Raw genomic sequence first — 14222 nt, 5'->3', positions numbered from 1 at the left:
ACGCAGAGCGAGGGGCGTGCCATCCGCCGGGACGCCCCCGTCTTGCGAGCTGTCCACTGATCGACACCGTGCACGGGTTGAGCTCTTTCGATGATGATGTAATGTTATAGTATTGCATTATTTCGTTTGGACGGAGCCTCCTCGTGACTTCTCTTCGCCTTCAAGCCGTCGGCCTCGGCCTCGCCGGCTGCCTGCTCGCTTCCGCCGTGCAGGCGCATGACCATGCGCCGCTGCGCGGGCGCCTCGTCTTCGCCGATCACGACAAGCCGGTCGTCCGCATCCTCGATCTCGACAGCGGCGAGGTCACGCACAGCTTCGATGTGCCGAAGGCCAATCCGGGTTTTGCAGGCGTATCCGGCGGCCGCTTCGTCGTGGTGAAGACCGGGGACGAGGCGGGGACACTGCGCATCCTCGATACCGGCTTGATCGCGGAATCGCATGGCGACCATGTCGATCTCGACAAGGCCGAGCCGAAGCTCATCGACTTCATGACGAAGGGCGACCGGCCGGCCCATGTCATCTCCGGGCAGGGACAGCTCGCGCTGTTCTATGACGGCCTGCGCCCTTGGGAGGGCAAGAGCGAGCCACGCGTCGTGATGGTCGGGATCGACAGCCTCGCGAAGTCCGATCCGGCGGTGACGGTCTGGCCGAGCCCCGCCCCGCAGCATGGCATCGCCGTGCCGCTCGGTGCCCGGCAATGGCTGATCTCGGTGCCCAACCCCGCCTATGCCAAGGGCGACGACCGCAGCGCCTCGCCGCGCCCCAACGGCTTCGAGGTCCTGGAGCAGGGCAAGCCCTCACAGAAGGACGGCGGTTGGAAGCGGATCGCGGGCTTCAACGATCCGGCGCGGGCCGATGCCTCCTGCAAGCTCTATCACGGCTATGCGCCGGCACGCGGCGGGCGGCACCTCTTCGGCTGCGCCGAGGGCGACGGCGGCGGGCTGCTGGTGCTCTCGAAAACAGGCAAGGGCACCGCGGCCGCATGGAGCGCGCGCAAGCTGGCCTATCCGGACGAGCGGCGCATCAGCGCGCTCAAATCCCGCGACGGCGGGCGCCATCTCGTCGGCAATTACGGGCTGAAGGCGCCCTATGACGCATTGCTGCGGATCGACCCCGACGCCAAGGCGCTCTCGACGGCGGATGTGCTTGCGATCCCCGGCGGGCAGGCCGCCTGCCAGTTCGAACTCAGCAGCACCGGCAACCGCCTCGCCAACCTGACGCCGGACGGCAAGCTCAGGGTGTACGCGGTCGCGCCGGCCTGGAAGGAGATCGCTTCCTTCGACGCCGTCGCGGCCTTCGATTGCGCCTATGGCGCGAAAACGCCGACGCCTGGCCTCGCCGTGATCGGCGGCAGCGCCTTCGTCAGCGATCCCACCAACGGGCGCATCCGCGAATATCATCTCGACACGTTGAAGCAGGGGCTCGACATGCCGGTCGGCGGCCTGCCGGCCAATCTCGCCGGCAGCGACGCGGGCTGAGCGGGCCAGCCCCCAGCCTTTTGTTTTATCGCGTTGTCTTCACGCGAAGCGGTATCCACTTCGCTCGAAAATGCTCTAGGAAGCGCGGATGCCGTTTCGCCGTTATCCGCGCCAGCTCCGCCAGCTCGTGGCCTATGTCATCGCCGGTGGCCTGACGGCCGTCGCGCATTACAGCGTGCTGATCGGGCTCGTCGAGCTCGGCCGAATCGACCCCGTGCCGGCCACGCTCGCCGGCTTCGTCGTCGGCGCGCTAGTCTCCTACACGCTCAATCGTTGGATGACCTTCGATGCGACGCGCAGCCATGCGCAGGCCGGCTGGCGCTTCGCCGTGATCGCGGCCGGCGGCTTCGTGCTCACCGGCATCCTGATGCATCTGTTCGTGACGCGGGCCGGCTTGCCCTATCTGCCGATGCAGATCGTCACCACGGGCGTGGTCATGGTCTTCTCGTTCCTCGGCCACAAGTTCTTCAGCTTCGCCGATCGGGCGGCGTAAAGGGCCGCCACCCGCCAGCTTCCTCTACCTCGGCGGATCGACCGTCAGCGTGATCTGCCTGCGGCCGATGCGGCCTTCCTTGTCGGTCGCCTCGATCTCGATGACGTGGCTTCCGCTCGGGACGATGACGGAAGGAGCGTCGATCCCGGCCGGGGTGATGAAGGGCTTGATCCGCTCGGTGATGTCCACCGGGGGCTGGCGGCGGTAGAAGACGCGAACGGTGCTGGGGTCGATCGGCACGCCGTTGCTCGGCATGAAGCGCACGGCAAGGCGGAAGGGCTTGCCGTCCACGCCCTTGTCAGGCGTCGGCAGCGTATCGATTCCCGGGCCGCGGGTGAGGTTGCGCGTGCTCGCCGCCGCCTTGGCGGCGGTCGGGAGACCGGCCTCCTCGCGGGTGATGAGCTGGACGGGGTCGGCGGCCTGCGCGGCCGTCAGCGTGGCGGCAACGGCGAGAACGGCAGGCATAATGTGCCGGACGAGCACAGTCATGATCATCGTTCCTATTTCACTCCCAGGATTGCGGCGACGAGGCCGGCGATGGCAGAAATGGCGGTGCCGGCCATCAGGATGGTGGTTTCGATGGTCTTCAACGTTTCCATCGGCACCTTGCCATGCACGGCCAGCAGCCCCTTGCGCAGTTCCGGCAGCGAGACGAGGCCACGCGCGGCAAGCGCAGCCTGCGTCACGCGCAGCAACATCCCCGAGAACATGGAGGCGCCGATGCTCAGCGCGTAGAACGAAGTCTCGCGCCAGGCTGCCGGCCCCTGCGGAAGGAGCGGTATATTGTCGTGCCAACCAAGCAACGCGTTCATTGTCACGACAGAAAAAATCGCGAAGGCGGCCGCGATGCCGATATCGAAGGCGATCAGCCGGGGGCGGATGCCGAAATAGATCAGGCCGGTGAGGAAGGGGATCGCGATCGAAGCGAGGCGCAGCGCCCAGAGCGGCAGATCGAGCCAGAGCACGACCCCGCAATAGGCCAGCAGCAGCAGCACCAGGCCGAAGGGCAGAACCCAGAAGCGCCGCCGCGTGCCATGCGGAACGGTCGGCGCGGCCGCATGCTGGGCCTCGGCAGGCTCGGAGTCCACGGTTTCGGCGACCGGAGCCGGCCGGGCGGCGAGCGCGGCACGGTCTTCCTCGGCCCGCTTCTCGAAGGCCGCAAGCCGCTCCTCGAGCGTATCGAGACGGCGCAGCAGGGGCAGCACGGGGGTGAGGTCCCGTCCGCAGCACCGGCACGACAGCACGCCCCTGTTGAGCGCGGCATCGCAATAGGGACAGACGAAGTGTTCCTGCACGGAGATCTCGCGCCGTTCGGGCAAGCCGCGCTCAAAGCCATATTTATTTCGCCAGATCAAGATGTCCGGCAGATTTCAGCTACGGAACTTTAGTACAACTCCGCGCGGTTACCGGCTCGGACCTGCGCTTTCGTCGGTCACGCGGACTTCGTCGCCTTGAAGGTCATGCGGTGGGGGTTGTGGCCGAAATTGGCGGGTCGCTCGATCGTCGTGAATCCGGCCTCGCGGATCAGCTCGGTGACGGCTTCCGGCGTGTAGGTCGATAGCCCGTATTGCGCGCGCAGCTTGCGGTAATCGGAGAAGGCGGTGCGGACCAGGCCGGCGAGCGCCGCAGTCAGGAAGCCGCCGCGCCAGGCGAAGGCGAGCAGCTGCGAGGCGTCGGTGAGCGGGCTGACATCCGGCGGGATGACATCGGCGATCACCAGCGCGCCGCCCGGCTTGAGCTTGCCGCGCCAGGTTTTGAGCAGTGCCTTCAGCTCGTCGCGGGAGAGATACTGGACCAGCGAATTGGCGACGACGAGATCGAGCGTCGCCTCGGGCAGGGCCTCGACCTCCTCCGGCGAGACCACGGTGATGTTCTCCCTGCGGCCGAACTGGGCGCGCAGTTTCTCCCGGACGTTGGGTGCGGCTTCGCAGAGATAGAGCCTGCCGCAAGCCGAGGCGACGCGGCCGGCATCCAGCGCCTCGCCGCAGCCATGGTCGAGCACGACGCCGTTGGGCGCCGGGATGTGGCCGATCAGGTCGGTTGCGATGGCGCGGTAATGCAGGGCCTTGTGGCGCGGCGAGACGTAGATCGAATGCTCGCCGTTCCAGAAATCGCGCCAGGACATGGGTAGGTTCGATCCTCCGGGCCGAATGCAGCCGTCCTCGATGACTAAACGCAAGCAGGGCGGCTCCGCAACAGGCAGGGGTTTCGGCACCCATCCGTTTCCGCTTAACTCGTGGAGGCGCCACCCGACTCAAGATGGCGTTCAAGGGGGAATCGATGCTTCTGCTGCCGCGGCTGCTCAAACGGTTCATCCGGCAGGGGCGCTTGACCGTCATCACGCCGGATGGGAAGCGTCACATCTTCGGCCCGGGGCCGGCGGAGATGCTGTTCGCCGGCGTGCGCAAGATGGCGCCGGCCGTCACGGTCCGCTTCCATGACGACCGTATCGAGCGCGAACTCTTCCTCAATCCCGAGCTTGCGCTGGCCGAAGGCTACATGGACGGGCGGATCGATTTCGAGGAAGGCACGATCCACGATCTGCTGACGCTGTTCTGGATGCAGCGCAAGGAGATGCGCAAGCACCCGCTGCAGAAGGCTATCCGGCAGGTTCGCTTCAAGATCAGGCGCTGGCAGATGCACAACCCGCTCGGCGTCGCCGGCAAGAAGGTCAAGCATCACTACGACATCCCGACCGATTTCTACCGGCTCTGGCTCGACGAGACGATGACGTACTCCTGCGCGTACTGGCATTCGCCGAACGTGGGGCTCGAACAAGCGCAGAAGGCCAAGCTCCGGCACATCGCCGCCAAGCTGAACATCGAGCCCGGCATGAGCGTGCTCGACATCGGCTCGGGCTGGGGCGAACTCGCGATCTATCTGGCCAAGGCCTGTGGGGCGAAGGTGACCGGCCTCAACGTCTCGCCCGACCAGATGGCCGCCGCGCAGAAGCGCGCCGAGGCGGCCGGCGTCGGCGATGCCGTGACTTTCATCAACAAGGACTATCGCGAGCTGACCGGCAGCTTCGACCGCATCGTCTCGGTCGGGATGATGGAGCATGTCGGCCTCGCGCATTATCTCGAATATTTCGAGAAGATCCGCGATCTGCTGACGCCGGACGGGATCGCGCTCGTCCACTGCATCGGCCGCGCCGGGCCGCCCGGTTTCACCGGCCCCTTCTTCGAAAAGTACATCTTCCCCGGCGGCTATGCGCCGGCGCTGTCGGAGGTGTTCGGGGCGGTGGAACAGACCGGGCTCTGGTCGTCCGATTGCGAGTTCTGGCGGCGGCACTACCACTGGACGCTGGAAGCCTGGCGCGAGCGCTTCATGGCGAGGCGCGAGGAGGTGGTCGCGATGATGGGCGAGCGTTTCGCCCGGATGTGGGAGTTCTACCTCTGCGCCTGCTCGATCTCCTTCGACATCGGCGGTGACATGGTGTTCCAGCTGCTGCTGGGCCCGCATAAGAGCGCCGTCCCGGTCATCCGGGACTACATCGCGGATGAGGAGAAGGCACTCGAGGCGAAGGGGTTTTGAGGCTGCTCTGTCGCGGCGCCCTTTCCACCCGCGAAACGTCATCCCGGACAAGCCGCGAAGCGGCGCCGATCCGGGATCCATCGTCGAGCGCAGAGCCCTCCGATGGATCCCGGGTCTGCGCTGCGCTTGCCCGGGATGACGGCGGTTTTCCGAGCGCCGAGCGGGTTCAGCGCTTCAGATTGACCACCACGACACCCGCCAGCGCCATGACGCCGCCGATCAGTCCGAACAGCGTCGGCACCTCGCCGAGCCAGAGGAAGCCGATCAGCATCGCCATCGGCGGCACGGCGTACTGGAAGTTGGACGCGCGGGCAGCCGGCAGGCGCGAGAGGGTGATGGCCCAGGTGCCGTAGGCAATCAGGCTCGGCACGACGGCGAGATAGACCACCGACCAGAAGGAGACGGCCGGCGCGGCCTGAGCCTGCGAGATGGCGGATGGCAGGAAGGGCAGGAGCACGAAGCCGCCGATCGCCATGTTCCAGGCCGCGACCTGGAGCGGCTTATAGCGGGCGAAGAGCGGCTTCTGCACGACCGTGGTGATGGCGTTGCAGAAGGCGGCGCCAAGGATCAGCAGCACGCTCATCCCGATCTCGACGTCGAGACCCTTGCCGAGCGCGATGACGCCGATGCCGGCGAAGGAGAGCGCCGTGCCGAGCCAGGCGGTCAGGCTGAAGCGCTCGCCCAGGATCATCATGGCGAGGACCGCCGTCATGATCGGATTGGTGTTGATGATGAAGGCGGCGGGGCCGGCCGGCACCACGCGCTGGCCGAAGTTCAGCAACAGCGCATAGCCCGCGATGAAGATCACGCCGCCGATGAGGAAGCGCCAGATATCGGCGCGCTCGGGCAGCTTGGCCCGCGTCGCGATGAGGAAGAGCGCGGCCGGCACGCCGGCGAGCGCGAAGCGCAAAGAGGCCATCTCGGCCGGGCCGAAGCCGGCGAGCCCGGCACGGATCGCCGGGAAGGAGGAGGCCCAGGCCAGGACCGTGAAGGTCACGGTGAAGACCAGCGTCGGGTCGAGACGGGTGCTCGGGGTGGCCAGTGCGGGTGACGTGCAACTTGAGGAGGACATGGCGTCGATCCATCGGTGACGAAAGGTTGCTCTCGATAGACGCCTCGGCGAGCTGATTGACAAACGAACAATTCGCGCATGAGCTGTGAGGATGGATCACAGCTCGACCCTGCCCCCGCTGGACACGCTGCGCGCTTTCGAGGCGGCCGCCCGCACCGGCAGCTTCTCTTCCGCCGCCGAGGCGCTGAACCTGACGCATGGCGCCGTCAGCCGGCAGATCGCAAAGCTCGAGCACTGGCTGGGCCTGCGCGTTTTCCTGCGGCAGGCACGCGGTGTCTCGTTGACGCCGGAGGGGCAGCGCCTGCTCCAGCGCACGCAGGAAGCCTTCGCGCTGATCGCCGACACCTCCGACCGCTGGCGCGAGGTGCGCGGCGCCTCGGTGGTGCGCGTCAGCGCGCCGCCCTCGGTCTGTTCGCTCTGGCTGATGCCGCGCCTCGCGGTGCTGGAGGCGGGGATGCCCTCGTTGCGCATCGTGCTGCAGGTCGAGCACCGCAGGGTCGATTTCGAGGAGGAGGGCGTCGATCTCGGCATCCGTTGCGGGCGGGGCGGGGCGCCGGATCGGCTCTCGCTCAAGCTGTTCGAGGAATGGTGCTTCCCGATCGCCTCGCCGCAGCTTGCGGCGGCCATTGGCGTGGGCGCGCCGGAGCGTCTTTTGGCCCAGCCTCTGATCCATGATTCCGACGCTGCCGGCTGGAAGGCCTGGTTCGCCGCGCAGGGGCTGGACTATCGCCCGCGCCCGCAGGACCGCCGTTTCGAGGATTACAATCTGGTGCTCGATGCCGCCGCCCATGGCCTCGGCATCGCCCTGGCGCGTCCGCCCCTGGCACGCGAGCAACTGGCGGCCGGGCGGATCGTCCGGGCGGATGAGCGCGAGGCGCTGAACCCGGTTTCCTATTGGCTCGACCGGCCGTTCGGGACGTTGAGGCCTTCCGCGGCGGCGCTGGCCGAGCGGATCGCAGGCGAGGCCGGCGCGGCGCCGGCTGACATTGAGGCATTCTTAAGCCGCGAGGCGAGGGCGGCGTGATCCGCGTCATGCTCGGGCTTGACCCGAGCATCTCCGGAAGATGAGGCTCCTGCGCCTGTCATGAGATTCTCGGGTCAAGCCCGAGAATGACGGACTGAATCTATCGCAAGCTATGCCGGGGCGCAGCAAATTCGCCGCGCTGGCTGGCGCGGGCCATCTCGAAGCTGTCTGCGATGCGCCGCGCCCGGACGATGAAGGCCTCCGCGATCTCCGGTTCGCAGACCTCCCGTGCCGTCGCCTCGAACAGGTCGAGCCAGCGGTCGAAATGCCGGCCCTCCAGCGGGAGGATCAGATGCGGGCGCATCGGCCGGCCGTTGTAGCGCCCGGTGCGCAGCATCACGCTGCTCCAGAAATCGGTGATCTTGGCGATATGGTCGTCCCAATCCTCGACGGCCGCCGCGAAGACCGGGCCGATCACGTCGTCCTGCCGCGCCCGCTCGTAGAACGTGCGGACGAGCAGGCCGATCATCGGCTCGCGCAGATCGGGGTGGGCGGCGCCCGGATGGGTGAGGGGGTTGTCGGTCATCGCTGGGACATTCGAGGTTTCCCGTATTGTCGGCGGGGCGGGCGGTGAAGGCTAGGCCGGTACCGCGTCTGCGACCTTGTGAGGCAGGGCCGGTTCAGTCTGGACCATGTCCTGACGGCCATTCTCCAGAAACATCCGCATCTCCTCGGCCAGCGCGAAGAAGCGGTCGCGCACCGCCTTGGCATGCGGATTGGCGCGCTCGATCGCCATGAAGACGTTCGGCGCATCGTGTCGGACCATTTCCGTAGCCTGCATCAGCAGGTCGAAGCTCGCGGTGGTCATGTGTTGCGGCAATGGCTCCATCCGCACCAGGATCTTGGCGATGAGATGGGTCAGGCCCTGCACCATCGCAACCTCGCGGTCATGGGCGTCAGGCGTGGTCGCGATGACCTTCAGCTTGAGGACATGGCGCAGGAAGGCGGCGATGCGTGGCGTGCTGCTGCCTCGAATCGGGCAGAGCGCGATCTTCAGTCCTGCAAGCCCGTTGCGGGCGCTCTGGGGGCCGAAGAGCGGATGCGTGCCGATGATCTCGACATGCCCGGGCAGGCCTTCCGCGAGCACGCGCGCCGGGCCGATCTTGACCGAGCCGACATCGAGCACGATCGCGCCGGCCTTCAGATGGGGCCTAAGCGCCGCGACCGCCTCGGGGGTCGCCGCGACGGGCACGGCGAGGACAACGAGGTCGCAACTGCCGATTTCACTGATCGTCGCCGGCCGCAGGCCCTTGCCGGTCGTATCGGGCGAGGGTGGATGAGCGGGGTCGCAGATGCGGAGCGCGAAATGCGGCTGGAGATGACGAGCCATCAGGCGGCCGAAGGCGCCGAAGCCCATGATGCCGATGGAAGTGATGGTCTTGATCTTGGATTGCATCGCTCTGGTCCGGTGGGGAGCCGCGATGCCGGGTGACTTGCCTGAATTCAACCGCCAGCGCGGCGGTTGAACATGGGAATGCCACCGCCTCTATGAGGACGGGGTGTAATAGCTCTGCTGAAGGGCCATCAGGCTGGTCATGAGCTGCTTAAAGCGCCGAAGGCGAGGCGCTGTCAACCGAGCTTCGGCGAGTAGTCGGTCGGCCTCATGATGCGATCCTCGATCGCACCGACCAGGCTGCCATGCTGCAGCGAGGTCACGCGCTTGATCTCGATCCATTCGGGATCGGCCATGAAGCTCGTCCAGGCCCGCGTCTTCGTCTCGCTGTCGGGCCAGGCGAGGATGTAGGCGAATTCGATGCGCCCGGCGCTCGCCGTCTCCCACATAGCCATGATCCGGAAGCCGTGCCGCGCCATGATAGGTGCGGCATGGTCGCGAAAGCGGGCGTGGAACGCCGCCTTGTTGCGCTCGAAGATCTCGTAGATGCGCAACTGGTGGATCATGCCCGTCTCCGTCGACAGTGGCGGCCCTCAGGCCGCCTTCTTGCCCTTCTCCGCCGCCATCAGATCGATGAAGCGGTTGAAGAGATAGTGGCTGTCCTGCGGACCGGGGGAAGCTTCCGGGTGATGCTGGACGCTGAAGGCCGGGCGGTCGGTCAGCGCGATGCCGCTGTTCGAGCTGTCGAAGAGCGAGACATGGGTCTCGACCGCATTGGCCGGCAGGCTCGCGGGATCGACGGCGAAGCCGTGGTTCATCGAGACGATCTCGACCTTGCCGGTAGTCTTGTCCTGCACCGGGTGGTTGGCGCCATGATGACCCTGCTTCATCTTCATGGTCTGGCCGCCGATGGCGAGCGCCATCATCTGGTGGCCGAGGCAGATGCCGAAGGTCGGGACCTTCCTGTCGAGCAGTTCCTTGATGACCGGCACCGCATATTCGCCGGTCGCGGCCGGGTCGCCCGGGCCGTTGGAAAGGAAGATGCCGTCGGGGTTCAGGGCGAGGATGTCCTCGGCGCTGGCGGTCGAAGGGACGACCGTGACGTCGCAGCCAGCCTTGGCGAGCAGGCGCAGGATGTTGCGCTTCACGCCGTAGTCGATGGCGACGACCTTGTAGTTCGCCGCTTCGCGCTTGCCGTAGCCGGCCGGCCAGACCCAGGGGGTCTCGTCCCAGTCATAGCGCTGGGCGGCGGTGACGAGCGGAACGAGATCGAGCCCGGCCATGGAGGGCAGCCCTGCCGCCTGCTTCTTCAGTCGCTCGATGTCGAACACGCCGTCCGGGCTGTGGGCGAGGATGGCGTTCGGCATGCCGTTGTCGCGGATCAGCGCGGTGAGCGCGCGGGTGTCGACGCCGCAGATGCCGACGATGTTGCGGGCCTTCAGCCAGGCGTCGAAATGCCGGTTGGAGCGCCAGCTCGACGGCTCGGTGATGACGGCGTGGAGCACGCAGCCGCGCACGCCGGAAGAGGCGGCGGCGTTGACGGTCTCGGTGTCTTCGTCGTTCACGCCGACATTGCCGACATGCGGGAAGGTGAAGGTGATGATCTGCCCGGCATAGGACGGGTCGGTCAGGATTTCCTGATAGCCCGTCATCGCCGTGTTGAAGCAGACCTCGCCCGGCGCTTCGCCCACGGCGCCGAGGCCGAAGCCTTCCAGCACCGTGCCGTCGGCTAGCACGAGGAGCGCGGTCGCGCGCGGTTCGGTCCAGCCGCTATCGGCGGGGTTTCCTTCGGAAGCGGTCATGTCTATGTCTCGGTCCAGGCCGCGCCAGCGGCAGAAAGCGGGGGCGGGGCTGTGGCAATCCACTCCGCCGGTCTGGAACGCGAGCCTTAAAGAGCCGGGCGCTGCCCGTCAATCAAGGTTGGTGCAGGCCGCACAAGAGAAAAAGGAACAACGAGATGACGAGCCTGCGCGAGCGCTTCACCGGCGATCTGAAGGAAGCGATGAAGGCCGGCGAGAAGGGCAGGGTCGGCGCGATCCGCCTGATCCAGGCGGCGCTGAAGGATAAGGACATCGAGGCGCGCGGCGCCGGCAAGGGCGAAGCCACGGCCGACGAGATCCTCGGCGTGCTCCAGAAGATGATCAAGCAGCGCCAGGAATCGATCGCGATCTACGACGCCAACGCCCGCCCCGAGCTCGCCGATGGCGAGCGCGCCGAGGTCGCGGTGATCTCTTCCTACCTGCCCAAGCAGATGTCCGACGAGGAGGTGAAGGCTGCGATCGACAACGCCATCGCCGAGAGCGGCGCGACCGCCGTCAAGGACATGGGCAAGGTCATCGGCATCCTGCGTGCGACCCATGCCGGCCAGATGGATTTCGGCAAGGCCAGCCCGATGGTGAAGGCGGCGCTGGGCGGTTGAGCCGGCAGGAGCGGGCGGGCCTCAGGCCCGCTCGATATCCGTTTCGGAGAAGTCGTCGCCCTTGTAGAGCAGGGGCCAGCCGCGTGCCTTCGCCAGCGCATAGGCGGCGCAATCACCCATGTTGAGGCGGGCGGCGTGGCGGCCCTTGCCGTAGCGGCCATAGGCTTCGAAGGCGAGATCGGAGAGGGCTGCGTCGAAGGGGACGATGTCGATGCGTTCCCGCATTACGAAGTCGGAAACGGTCTCCGGCGGCATACCCTTGGCGAAGCTGAGGACCAGCCGTGCTTCAAGGAGGTTGACGCTGGTCATGACTCGTCGCGTTGCCGAGGCCAAGCCGGCAGAAAAGGCTCTGGCCTCGGTTTCCAAGGTGATGATGGCGACAACGGCAGAGGTATCGACAACGATATTCACCACATACCGTTCTCATCATAGCCGATGATGTCGTCCATCTCCTGCTTGGTCATGGAGCGTTGGGCCGGCTTGATGCCATATTTCTTGTAGAATTCTTCCATCCGCGCCCAGGCCTCCGCTATCCGCCGCGTCTTCTCCGCGTCTGATAGCTCGTCCTTGTCGAGCTCGCTCCTGACGGCTTGGCGCACTGCCTCGGTCAGACTGAGGCCACGGCGGCGCGCGAGCAGGCGCACGGCCTCCTCGGTCTCCGGATCCTTGATGTTGAGCGCCATCGCTTTCTTCCTTTTTCGCGATTTTCTTTACCAGATGGGGCGCGCTGTGGATATGGCCGATAAGGCCGGGAAAGGCAGACTTGCCGGTTGGCACAGGGCTGCGAAGGGTCCAGACAGGACGCCATGAAGTTCCCGCCCTCCGTCCTTGAGGAGATCAAGGCGCGGCTGCCTGTCTCGGCGGTCGTGGGCAAACGCGTGCGCCTGCAGAAGGCGGGGCGGGAATGGAAGGGGCTCTCGCCGTTCAACGCCGAGAAGACACCGTCCTTCTTCGTCAACGACCAGAAGGCGTCCTTCTTCGATTTCTCCTCCGGCAAGAACGGCGACATCTTCAAGTTCGTGATGGAGACCGAGGGGCTCTCCTTCCCGGAGGCCGTCGAGAAGCTCGCGGCCGAGGCCGGCGTCATCCTGCCGAAGATCACGCAGGAAGCGCAGGTCCAGGAGGAGAAGCGCAAGGGGCTGCACGAGGTCGTCGAGATCGCGGCGAAGTTCTTCGAGGCCGAGCTGATGGGCGAGCGTGGCGGCGCGGCCCGGCGCTATCTCTCGACGCGCGGGCTCGACGGCGAGGCGCGCACGCGCTTTCGGCTGGGATACGGCCCGGTCGATCGTTTCGCGCTGCGCGACCATCTGGCCGGCAAGGGCGTGCCGGCCGAGCTGATGATGGAGGCGGGGCTCCTGGTGCATGGCGAGGAGATCGCCGTGCCCTATGACCGCTTCCGCGATCGCATCATGTTCCCGATCCACGATTCGCGCGGACGCGTCGTCGCCTTCGGCGGCCGGGCGATGAGCGCGGAGGTGGCGGCCAAATACCTGAACTCGCCGGAGACGCCGCTCTTCCACAAGGGTTCGCTGCTGTTCAACCACCACAATGCCCGCAAGGCCTCGCACGACACTGGGCAGGTCATTGTGGTCGAGGGCTATGTCGACGTCATCGCCATGTCGCTCTCGGGCTTTCCGCAGACGGTGGCGCCGCTCGGCACGGCATTGACCGAGGATCAGCTCGGCCTGCTCTGGCGCATGGCCGACGAGCCGGTGATCTGCCTGGACGGCGACAAGGCGGGCCGCAAGGCCGCGAGCCGCGCGATCGACATCGCATTGCCGATGCTCGAACCGGGCAAGTCGCTCTCCTTCGCCCTGCTGCCGGATGGCCAGGACCCTGACGATCTCGCCCGCTCGGGCGGACGCCAGGCCATCGCCGAGGTGGTCGCGGCGGCGCGGCCGCTCGTCGACATGCTCTGGCAGCGCGAGGTCGAGGCCGGGCCGCTCGATACGCCGGAACGGCGCGCCGCCTTCGAGCGGCGGCTGAAGGAGCCGCTGGGCCAGATCCGCGACGAGACGACCCGCAAGCATTACCGCCGCGAGATGGACGAGCGACTGAGCCAGCTCTTCGCCAGCGCCGCTCCGGCGCGGCCCGAGCGTGGTGGCGGACAGGGCAATTTTCAGCGCGGCAGCCGGGGCGGGCCGATGCGGGGAGGCGCCCGGCAGGTGCCGCCCTGGCTTGCAGGTCCGCTCAAGGCTTCGAGCGCGCTGACCCAGTCACGGATCGTGGCGAAGATGCGGGGAGAGGACCAGCGCGAGGCCTTTATCCTGCTGGCGCTGGCGAGCCACCCCGATCTCATCCTGCGTTGCGCCGACGATATCGCGGAGATGTCGCTCGACGGATCGGCGGCCGAGCGCTTCCGGCAGGCGCTGCTCGATGCGGTGGAGGAGACGCTCGACCGCGAGACGCTTGCGAATCGGTTGACCCAGCCGCGGGTCAAGGAGGCGCGCAACCAGCTGATGGCGGTCACGGGGCCGGCCGAACGGCTTAAACTCGCGCAAGATGCTGATCCAGAATCGGTTTTCGACTCGATTCATCAGGCCATCGTCTTGCATCATCGCGCGCGGACGCTAAATAGCGAGTTGAGAGCAGCCGAGCGCGCATTGGCTGACGACGCGACCGAAGCCAATTTCGCCTGGATCAAGGACGTTAAGGCCCGCCTCGAGACAATCGACGGCACCGAGGCCATGTCCGAAGATTGATAGCCCAGCGAATGGCGGTTGCCCGTTTGATGCGCGCAAGGTGTCGGGTGGTTCACGATTCGTCAACGACGTCTGGTGCCATCTGCGAGCAGTGATTTGGGTGGGTGAGCGCGCCGGGTCTGCGGTCGCGCCGCCCTTTTATGCGTCGGTATATGGCTGCCTCGGCC

Annotated in this window: 16 protein-coding genes; 6 read left to right on the top strand and 10 right to left on the bottom strand. The window is 66.6% G+C overall.

The window, feature by feature from the left end; genetic code table 11:
• The first annotated feature begins 143 nt into the window (after positions 1-143).
• The gene (locus NWE53_RS10545; protein ID WP_265054255.1) at positions 144-1478 is read left to right on the top strand and encodes a hypothetical protein; all 1335 of its coding nucleotides are present in this window, start codon (positions 144-146) and stop codon (positions 1476-1478) included.
• Between the two features lie 88 nt (positions 1479-1566).
• Complete coding sequence (locus NWE53_RS10540) at positions 1567-1971, top strand: GtrA family protein (RefSeq protein ID WP_265054254.1); 405 nt, start codon at positions 1567-1569, stop codon at positions 1969-1971.
• A 24-nt stretch (positions 1972-1995) separates the two neighbouring features.
• On the opposite strand, the gene NWE53_RS10535 is transcribed toward NWE53_RS10540, so the two are convergent.
• From NWE53_RS10535 to NWE53_RS10525, 3 genes are all read right to left on the bottom strand, one after another.
• Complete coding sequence (locus tag NWE53_RS10535; RefSeq protein ID WP_265054253.1) at positions 1996-2460, bottom strand: hypothetical protein; 465 nt, start codon at positions 2458-2460, stop codon at positions 1996-1998.
• Positions 2461-2471: 11 nt separating this feature from the next.
• Positions 2472-3266 (bottom strand): hypothetical protein, encoded by a 795-nt coding sequence (locus NWE53_RS10530; RefSeq protein ID WP_265054252.1) that lies wholly within the window; start codon positions 3264-3266, stop codon positions 2472-2474.
• A gap of 137 nt (positions 3267-3403) precedes the next feature.
• Positions 3404-4096, bottom strand: coding sequence for a class I SAM-dependent methyltransferase (locus NWE53_RS10525; RefSeq protein WP_265054251.1), 693 nt, complete (start codon positions 4094-4096; stop codon positions 3404-3406).
• 155 nt (positions 4097-4251) lie between these two features.
• On the opposite strand from NWE53_RS10525, the gene NWE53_RS10520 reads away from it, so the two are divergent.
• The gene (locus NWE53_RS10520) at positions 4252-5505 is read left to right on the top strand and encodes an SAM-dependent methyltransferase (protein ID WP_265054250.1); all 1254 of its coding nucleotides are present in this window, start codon (positions 4252-4254) and stop codon (positions 5503-5505) included.
• A 166-nt stretch (positions 5506-5671) separates the two neighbouring features.
• Here NWE53_RS10520 and NWE53_RS10515 read toward each other — a convergent pair whose 3' ends face one another.
• Positions 5672-6577 carry a DMT family transporter gene (locus NWE53_RS10515; RefSeq protein WP_265054249.1) on the bottom strand — a complete coding sequence of 302 codons (906 nt, stop codon included), beginning with the start codon at positions 6575-6577 and terminating at the stop codon, positions 5672-5674.
• A 91-nt stretch (positions 6578-6668) separates the two neighbouring features.
• Between NWE53_RS10515 and NWE53_RS10510 the strand changes: the two genes are divergently transcribed.
• Entirely contained in the window at positions 6669-7601 is a 933-nt protein-coding gene (locus tag NWE53_RS10510; RefSeq protein WP_265054248.1) for a LysR substrate-binding domain-containing protein, read from the top strand.
• Between the two features lie 100 nt (positions 7602-7701).
• Here NWE53_RS10510 and NWE53_RS10505 read toward each other — a convergent pair whose 3' ends face one another.
• The 4 genes from NWE53_RS10505 to carA all read right to left on the bottom strand — a co-directional run bounded on the left by NWE53_RS10505 (position 7702) and on the right by carA (position 10736).
• Entirely contained in the window at positions 7702-8127 is a 426-nt protein-coding gene (locus NWE53_RS10505; protein WP_265054247.1) for a group III truncated hemoglobin, read from the bottom strand.
• A gap of 51 nt (positions 8128-8178) precedes the next feature.
• Complete coding sequence (locus tag NWE53_RS10500) at positions 8179-8997, bottom strand: prephenate dehydrogenase (protein ID WP_265054246.1); 819 nt, start codon at positions 8995-8997, stop codon at positions 8179-8181.
• A gap of 173 nt (positions 8998-9170) precedes the next feature.
• Complete coding sequence (locus NWE53_RS10495) at positions 9171-9500, bottom strand: NIPSNAP family protein (RefSeq protein ID WP_265054245.1); 330 nt, start codon at positions 9498-9500, stop codon at positions 9171-9173.
• Between the two features lie 27 nt (positions 9501-9527).
• Positions 9528-10736 (bottom strand): glutamine-hydrolyzing carbamoyl-phosphate synthase small subunit, encoded by a 1209-nt coding sequence (carA, locus tag NWE53_RS10490; RefSeq protein ID WP_265054244.1) that lies wholly within the window; start codon positions 10734-10736, stop codon positions 9528-9530.
• Positions 10737-10891: 155 nt separating this feature from the next.
• Here carA and NWE53_RS10485 point away from each other — a divergent pair, with 155 nt between their 5' ends.
• Positions 10892-11353: a GatB/YqeY domain-containing protein gene (locus NWE53_RS10485; protein ID WP_265054243.1), complete on the top strand. Its 462-nt coding sequence runs from the start codon at positions 10892-10894 to the stop codon at positions 11351-11353.
• A gap of 21 nt (positions 11354-11374) precedes the next feature.
• On the opposite strand, the gene NWE53_RS10480 is transcribed toward NWE53_RS10485, so the two are convergent.
• A complete protein-coding gene (locus tag NWE53_RS10480; protein WP_265054242.1) occupies positions 11375-11764 on the bottom strand; it encodes a type II toxin-antitoxin system VapC family toxin in 390 nt (129 codons plus the stop codon).
• Entirely contained in the window at positions 11761-12036 is a 276-nt protein-coding gene (locus NWE53_RS10475; RefSeq protein WP_265054241.1) for a type II toxin-antitoxin system VapB family antitoxin, read from the bottom strand. The genes NWE53_RS10480 and NWE53_RS10475 overlap by 4 nt, the downstream gene beginning before the upstream one ends.
• A gap of 123 nt (positions 12037-12159) precedes the next feature.
• On the opposite strand from NWE53_RS10475, the gene dnaG reads away from it, so the two are divergent.
• Positions 12160-14055, top strand: coding sequence for a DNA primase (dnaG, locus tag NWE53_RS10470; RefSeq protein ID WP_265054240.1), 1896 nt, complete (start codon positions 12160-12162; stop codon positions 14053-14055).
• Positions 14056-14222: the final 167 nt, after the last annotated feature.

The sequence above is a fragment of the Bosea sp. NBC_00550 genome, assembly GCF_026020075.1.
In the GTDB taxonomy this organism is placed as follows: Bacteria; Pseudomonadota; Alphaproteobacteria; order Rhizobiales; family Beijerinckiaceae; genus Allobosea.
The sequence above is the reverse complement of the archived record's forward strand: the minus strand, read 5'-3'. Positions and strand labels throughout refer to the sequence as shown.

What these genes read in the sequence shown, in the direction of transcription:
- carA (WP_265054244.1), bottom strand. Translation starts at nt 10,736, where the DNA reads ATGACCGCTTCCGAAGGAAACCCCGCCGATAGCGGCTGGACCGAACCG.
- NWE53_RS10540 (WP_265054254.1), top strand. Translation starts at nt 1,567, where the DNA reads ATGCCGTTTCGCCGTTATCCGCGCCAGCTCCGCCAGCTCGTGGCCTAT.
- NWE53_RS10515 (WP_265054249.1), bottom strand. Translation starts at nt 6,577, where the DNA reads ATGTCCTCCTCAAGTTGCACGTCACCCGCACTGGCCACCCCGAGCACC.
- NWE53_RS10505 (WP_265054247.1), bottom strand. Translation starts at nt 8,127, where the DNA reads ATGACCGACAACCCCCTCACCCATCCGGGCGCCGCCCACCCCGATCTG.
- NWE53_RS10485 (WP_265054243.1), top strand. Translation starts at nt 10,892, where the DNA reads ATGACGAGCCTGCGCGAGCGCTTCACCGGCGATCTGAAGGAAGCGATG.
- NWE53_RS10500 (WP_265054246.1), bottom strand. Translation starts at nt 8,997, where the DNA reads ATGCAATCCAAGATCAAGACCATCACTTCCATCGGCATCATGGGCTTC.
- NWE53_RS10495 (WP_265054245.1), bottom strand. Translation starts at nt 9,500, where the DNA reads ATGATCCACCAGTTGCGCATCTACGAGATCTTCGAGCGCAACAAGGCG.
- NWE53_RS10510 (WP_265054248.1), top strand. Translation starts at nt 6,669, where the DNA reads ATGGATCACAGCTCGACCCTGCCCCCGCTGGACACGCTGCGCGCTTTC.
- NWE53_RS10520 (WP_265054250.1), top strand. Translation starts at nt 4,252, where the DNA reads ATGCTTCTGCTGCCGCGGCTGCTCAAACGGTTCATCCGGCAGGGGCGC.
- dnaG (WP_265054240.1), top strand. Translation starts at nt 12,160, where the DNA reads ATGAAGTTCCCGCCCTCCGTCCTTGAGGAGATCAAGGCGCGGCTGCCT.
- NWE53_RS10525 (WP_265054251.1), bottom strand. Translation starts at nt 4,096, where the DNA reads ATGTCCTGGCGCGATTTCTGGAACGGCGAGCATTCGATCTACGTCTCG.
- NWE53_RS10535 (WP_265054253.1), bottom strand. Translation starts at nt 2,460, where the DNA reads ATGACTGTGCTCGTCCGGCACATTATGCCTGCCGTTCTCGCCGTTGCC.
- NWE53_RS10475 (WP_265054241.1), bottom strand. Translation starts at nt 12,036, where the DNA reads ATGGCGCTCAACATCAAGGATCCGGAGACCGAGGAGGCCGTGCGCCTG.